The sequence below is a fragment of the Actinomyces ruminis genome (genome assembly GCF_002154335.2).
GTDB classification, from domain to species: Bacteria; Actinomycetota; Actinomycetes; order Actinomycetales; family Actinomycetaceae; genus Actinomyces; species Actinomyces ruminis.
On the sequence record NZ_MTPX02000051.1, the window covers coordinates 135,902 to 142,395 of the forward strand.

At 70.0% G+C, this 6,494-nt stretch carries 2 protein-coding genes and 3 pseudogenes; 3 read left to right on the plus strand and 2 right to left on the minus strand.

Annotated features, from left to right (window positions below; all coding sequences use genetic code 11):
- Nucleotides 1-193: 193 nt before the first annotated feature.
- Together BW737_RS10555 and ndk are read left to right on the plus strand one after the other, a co-directional pair.
- Nucleotides 194-2,048: pseudogene (locus tag BW737_RS10555) on the plus strand (bifunctional folylpolyglutamate synthase/dihydrofolate synthase).
- Nucleotides 2,049-2,430: 382 nt separating this feature from the next.
- Nucleotides 2,431-2,865, plus strand: a complete 435-nt coding sequence (gene ndk / locus BW737_RS10560) for a nucleoside-diphosphate kinase (RefSeq protein WP_086614320.1) — start codon at nt 2,431-2,433, stop codon at nt 2,863-2,865.
- Nucleotides 2,866-3,026: 161 nt separating this feature from the next.
- On the opposite strand, the gene BW737_RS10565 is transcribed toward ndk, so the two are convergent.
- Both BW737_RS10565 and BW737_RS10570 read right to left on the minus strand, forming a co-directional pair.
- Nucleotides 3,027-4,292 carry an ABC transporter permease gene (locus BW737_RS10565; RefSeq protein ID WP_086614319.1) on the minus strand — a complete coding sequence of 422 codons (1,266 nt, stop codon included), beginning with the start codon at nt 4,290-4,292 and terminating at the stop codon, nt 3,027-3,029.
- A gap of 3 nt (nt 4,293-4,295) precedes the next feature.
- Nucleotides 4,296-5,254: pseudogene (locus tag BW737_RS10570) on the minus strand (ABC transporter ATP-binding protein).
- Nucleotides 5,255-5,444: 190 nt separating this feature from the next.
- On the opposite strand from BW737_RS10570, the pseudogene BW737_RS10575 reads away from it, so the two are divergent.
- Nucleotides 5,445-6,494: pseudogene (locus tag BW737_RS10575) on the plus strand (chromosome segregation SMC family protein); the annotation flags it as partial.

Below are 6,494 nucleotides of genomic sequence, written 5' to 3' on the forward strand. Positions count from 1 at the left end.
GGCTGACAGGCCCGGTTCCGCCACGCCCCCGACCCAATGCCGAGGCCGGTTGAAATAACCACCGAGATCGGTCGTTGTTACCACCGAGGTCGGTCGCTACGGCTCCGGCCAGGGCACAGGCACCTGCCTTGCCTCTGGAGCCAATCATCTAGGCTGGCCCGCGTCGTCGAGCAGGAAGCAGGAACACCAGCATATGAGCAGCAAGCAGCAGCAGGGGCGGACTCCCGGCGCGGACGAGGGGCGGGAGAATCACCCCGGCGCGGCCTTCGGCATTCCCGCCGGCGCCAGTGGTGAGGACGTCGTCGACGCCGTCTTCGGGCCCGGCGGTACGCACTCCGGCATCGACCCCGAGCTGTTGCCTTACCTGGAGGCCGCCGATTCGCCCGAGGGCAAGTCCCTGGCCCAGGCCGCCGCGGATGATGCCGCGGCCGCGAGCAGCCGCGAGCAGGCCGAGGCGGAGGACCTGGCCGCGCTGCGCGAACTGGTGGCCGCCAACATGGTGCCCGGCGGCGACCTTGACCGCTTGGACGCCCTCCTGGCCGAGGTCGACGCCGACGACAGCGATGACTGGGAGGACTGGGAACCGGTTCTGCCGACACCGCGCCGGACGGCAGCACCGCAGCCGGGACCGATGCCGAGCGTCACCGGGCCGACCTGACCGCGGCCGCCCGCGCCGTCGAGGTCTCTCAGCGCATGCGCGAGGTCGAGGCGGAGATCCTCTCCCGCGCCCCCGAGCACCAGGTACAGCCCTCCCTGGAGCGCGTCGCAGCCGTGCTCGACATTCTGGGCAACCCCGAGCGCAACTACCGGATCGTGCACGTGGCCGGCACCAACGGCAAGACCTCCACCGCCCGTATGACCGAGCGGCTGCTGGCCGCCACCGGCATGCGCACCGGACGCTTCACCAGCCCGCACCTGGCCACCATCCGCGAGCGCATCGCCCTGGACGGCGAGCCCATCAGCGAGGAGGGCTTTATTGCCGCCTGGGAGGACGTCGCCCCCTATATCGAGATGGTCGATGCCCGCTCCCAGGCCGAGGGCGGCTCGCGGCTGAGCTTCTTCGAGGTGCTCACCGTGATGGCCCTGGCCGCCTTCGCGGACTACCCGGTCGATGTGGCGGTGATCGAAGTCGGCATGGGCGGCACCTGGGACTCCACCAATGTGGTGCCCGGCGACGTCGAGGTCATCACCCCGATCGGGCTGGACCACGCCACCTGGCTCGGCACCACCCTGGAGGAGGTCGCCGCCAACAAGGTCGGCATCATCAAGGACGGCGCCACGCTGATCTCCGCCCTCCAGTCCGAGCCGGTGCAGGAGATAGTCGCCGCGGCCGCCGCCGAGCATCAGGTCGTGTGGCGCCGCGAGCTCGACCCGGAGGAGGACCCGGAGGCCCCCGACGCCGGCGTGCTGCGGGTGGTCGACCGGGCCCTGGCCGTGGGCGGCCAGATGGTCACCTTCGCCACGGCCGCCGCGGTGTATGAGGACGTGTTCGTGCCACTGCACGGCGAGTACCAGGCCCACAACGCGCTGCTCGCCCTGGCCGCCGCGGAGGCAGTCTTCGGTGGCCGGCCTCTGCCCGCCAAGATCGTCGAGGACGGCTTCACCTCCGTCACCAGCCCCGGACGCCTGGAGGTGCTGCGCTCCAGCCCGACCGTGATTGTCGACGCCGGTCACAACCCCCACGCGTTGCCGCCCTGGTGCCCGCGGTTGCGGAGGCGTTCGGCTTCCAGCACCTGGTTGCCGTCGTCGGTGCCATGCAGGACAAGGACGTGGAGGGGATTCTGTCCTTGTTGGAGCCGGCCTGCGACGCCGTCGTGTGCGTGCCCATCGACTCCCCGCGCGCCATGGACGTTGAGGACTTGGGTGTGCTTGCGCGCGAGGTGTTCGGCGCAGACCGGGCGGTGGTGGCCCCCACGCTGGCCGCCGGCGTGGAGCAGGCGGTGAACCTGTCCGAGGGCTTCGACGCTCCGCTGGCCGCCTCCGGGGTGCTCATCGTCGGGTCCGTGGTGCTCGCCGCCGAGGCGCGCGCCCTGTTCGGCAAGGCCTGAGCCCCCGGGCCGGCACCAGTAACACACCGAGACCGGTGGGGACAGACTCCCTGTTTGGACGCCGATCCCCTGTTTGGACCGCTGTCCCCTGTTTGGACCGCGTAAGTCTGTTTGGGCCGCTGTCCCCTGTTTGGACCGCCGTTGTGTGCTACTGGGGCGGTCCAAACCGACGTAAGGGGTCCAAACCGACGTAAGGGGTCCAAACCGACGCGGGCTCCAGCGGAGCGTGCCGAATACTCGGGTGTGAGGACACGCTGGAACGGAGTTCTCCCGCGAAGACACTCCGGCACTGCGCACCACCGGAACCATCTACACTCGGGCAGACCGCCGGTGTTTGCGCCTGCGGATGCTCTCCAGTCCCCGCTACTACAGAAGGAAGGTCATGACCGACGCCCCCGAACGCATTCTCGTCCTGCTCAAGCCAGACGCCGTCGAGCGCCGCCTGACCGGTGAGATCCTGCGCCGCATTGAGGCCAAGGGTTACGACATCATCGCCCTGAAGCTGGTGCTTCCCGATGCCGAGGTTCTGGCGGCTCACTATGCCGAGCACGTGAACAAGCCCTTCTATCCGGGGGTCGTGGACTACATGACCCGTGGACCTGTGGTCGCCGTCGTCGTCGAGGGGCAGCGCGTCGTGGAGGGCGTGCGCTCCCTGATGGGCGCAACCGACCCGACGGCGGCCGCCCCCGGCACCATCCGCGGCGACCTCGGCCGCGACTGGGGCACCAACGCCATTCAGAACCTGGTACACGGATCGGACTCGCCTGCCTCCGCGCAGCGTGAGATCGCCATCTGGTTCCCCGAACTGGATGCCTGAATCCGCGTCCATATGCATGACGCGTTGAGGTCGGCACCGGACTGGTGCCGACCTCAACGCATCTGTGCCGGCCTCGCTAGTTACTTCTACCGGTCTCAGTGCGTCATTAGTGCCGGTCTCGGTGGGGGAGGAGGACGAAGGGAGGGCGGATGACCCGTCGCTCAGGCGGAACGGCGGGACAGGACCTCCCTGAGGGGGACCCGGGCGCCGGTGCGGGTGACGGCTCGCGTGTAGACCCGCGCCGCCAGCCACACGAATACCGGGATGAACACCAGCGCGAGTGCCAATGCCGCCAGCTGCTCGCCCCAGGAGGACACGCCCAGAACGAGCCGGACCGGCATGAGGAAGGGTGCGAAGGGAGGCAGGTAGGCCAACACCTGGTACAGCAATGACGAGGAGTCGCCCAGCGCCATCACGATGGAAAGCACATAGGGGATCATTAACGTCATCGTCAGCGGCATGACCGCGCTGGCCACGTCCTCCTGACGGCTGACCAGCGCCCCCGCAGCGGCATAGCCGACCGCGTAGATCGCCAAGCCGACGATCATCCACACGATCATGGCGACCAGCACGGCGTCGACGTCGACGGTGCCCTCCGGCAGCACCCCGCTCAGCTTCGCCGTCACGCCGGCGGTGACGCCTATCAACCCGTAGGAGACCAGCACTGCGGTGCCGGTGCCCAGCACCTTGCCTGCCAGCAGCGAGGAGGGGCGCACACAGGCCAGCAGGATCTCCACGATGCGGCTGGACTTCTCCTCCACCACCCCCATGGCGATCGTCTGCCCGCCGCCCATGACGACGATGAACAGGAGGACGTCAATGACTATCAGCACGGTGTAGCGGGCTCCGAAGTCGGCGGAGTCCTGGTCGGGCGGGTCGAGTGCCTCCACCTGAGGCACGGCCTCGGCCAGCGAAACCGCCACCTGCGCGGGATCGCCGCCCAGGGTGGTGATCTGCTCGGACAGGGCGGCCTGCTGGAGCACATTGGTGGTGGCCGCCACCACCGCCTGGTCGGCCTTGCCCTCCTCGCTGACCTTCAGTGCCGGGGAGGGGCCGGTCAGGTCCAGCACCATGTCGACCGTTGCGTCCTCGTCGCCGCTGAGTCCCAGGGCGGCCTCGGTCTCGGTGCCGGAGACATCGGTGACCTCGATGGGCAGGCCGTTGGTGCCGGTTACCTGCTCCAGGGCGGACTCGAGCGCGGTGACGGTGTCGGAGTCGGAAGTGGAAACGCCCAGGCGGTAGGGCTCGTCCTCGCCGCCGGTCAGGTGAGCGACCAGGAGGATCCCGCCGACGGCGAGCACCAGCATGATGAGTGTTGCGATCACAGCCGAACGCTTGAACAACTGCGTGCGCAACTCGCGGCCGGCCACCAGGCGGATCTCCTGGGAGCGGGAGATGGCGGTGCCGGAGTTCTCGGGGGTGGGCACGGTTCAGGCCTCCTTAACGGTCGCGGGGTCGGGGGACGCGGCGGGAGCGGCGAGCACGTCGCGGAAGATCACGGTGAGCGGGCGGGTCACGGGGCCGAGTTCGCGCAGCCGCCCCAAATGCTGGGCCGCCTCCAGCAATCGCTGTTCGTCGGTTCCTCCGGCCACGATGATCAGTCGTGCGCCTTCCGCGATGGGCTCAGCGGTGGCCTCCAGGCCGGGCACACCCGCGAGCATGGCGGTGGCGGCCCCGACGGCGGCCTCGGGCGCACCGGTCACCTCGACGACGGCGCGCCAGCGCGGCTCCGCGCCCGCCTGCAGCTCGGCGACGGTGCCGTCGGCCACCAGGCGGCCCGCCCGGATGATGACCACCCGTCGCACAGGCGCTGCACGACGTCCAGCTGGTGGGAGGAGAACAGCGTGGGCACCCCGGCCGCGGCCCGCTCGCGCAGCACCTGGCTCATTACGTCCACCGCCACCGGATCCAGGCCGGAGAAGGGCTCGTCCAGGATCAGCAGGTCGGGGTCGGCCACCAGGGCGGCAGCCAGCTGGACGCGCTGCTGATTGCCCAGGGAGAGCTTCTGCACCTCGTCGTCGCGCCGGGCGGCGATGTCCAGCCGCTCGGTCCACTGCTCGCTCGCCCGCCGGGCGGCGTCGGCGTCCAGCCCGTGCAGGCGGGCCAGGTAGATCAGTTGCTCACCGACCTTCATCTTGGGGTACAGGCCGCGCTCCTCGGGCATGTACCCGATGCGCCGGCGGGCGGCGGCGTCGACCGGCGCGCCGTCCCAGGTCACGGTGCCGGCATCGCCGGCGAGCACCCCCATGACGATGCGCATGGTGGTGGACTTGCCGGCGCCGTTGGCGCCCACGAAGCCCACGATCTCGCCTTCGCCCAGGCGCAGGGACAGATCATCGAGAGCCTGCAGGCTCCCGAAGCGTTTGGACAAGTTGGCAATGTCGAGCAAGGGGGCTCCAATCGGGGTCTGGGTGGCCAGTCGGCCTGGCGTGGAAAGCTTGCTTGACTGCATGGTGTGGTGTCAAGTACGCATCGGTGTGCGCGTCGGTGCGCGGCCGACATCCACTGTTTGTCAGACCAGTCGTCCGCCACGGCGGTAGCCGACGTGGTTTTCGCCCGCTTGCCGCTATCGTTGACGCGTGCACCTCAAGACGTTGACGATGAAGGGATTCAAGTCCTTCGCCTCGTCAACCACCCTGCGCCTGGAGCCGGGCATCACCGCCGTGGTCGGCCCGAACGGTTCGGGCAAGTCCAATGTGGTGGACGCCCTGACCTGGGTGATGGGGGAGCAGGGCGCCAAGAACCTGCGCGGCGGCTCCATGGCCGACGTCATCTTCGCCGGCGCCGGCTCCCGCCCCGCCCTCGGCCGTGCCGAGGTCTCCCTGACGATCGATAACACCGACGGCGCCCTGCCCATCGACTACAGCGAGGTGACCATCACCCGCACCCTGTTTCGCGGCGGCGGCAGCGAGTACCAGATCAACGGCACCACCTGCCGCTTGCTGGACGTGCAGGAGCTCCTGTCCGACACGGGCATGGGTCGGCAGATGCACGTGGTGGTCGGCCAGGGGCAGCTCGACGCCGTGCTCACCGCGACCCCGGAGGAGCGGCGCGGCTTCATCGAGGAGGCCGCCGGCGTCCTCAAGCACCGGCGCCGCAAGGAGCGGGCGCTGCGCAAGCTTGACTCCATGGCGGCCGACCTGACCCGGCTCACCGACCTCACCGCCGAGCTGCACCGTCAACTCGGTCCGCTGGCCCGGCAGGCCGCCGTCGCTCGCCGCGCCCATGTCATCCAGGCGGAGGTCCGCGACGCCACCGCCCGGCTGCTGGCCGACGACGTCGTGCAGGTCCAGTCGCTGCTGGACGCCGGTCAGGAGGATCAGGCGCGTCTGGCCCGCCGCCGCGCTGGCATGGAGGAGTCCGAGCGGGTCGCCCGCGCCCGCCTGGAGGAACTGAGCGCTGTCGAGGCCACCTCCGGGCAGCGGCTGGCCCGCGCCACCGCCACCTGGGAGGAACTCACCGCCGCCACCCAGTCCCTGGCCGCCCTGGCCGACGTCGCCGCCGAACGCGTTCGCGGCCTGGCCGCTGCATCCCGTCCCACGTCGTACCGACCTGAGGAATTGGAACGCCGGGCCCAGGAGCCGCCGCCGAGGAGGCCGAGCTGGCCGCCGCCATCGAGCCGCCCGGAC

Excerpts from the sequence above, each read along its gene's own strand:
- ndk (WP_086614320.1), top strand. The coding sequence starts at position 2,431 with ATGACCGACGCCCCCGAACGCATTCTCGTCCTGCTCAAGCCAGACGCC.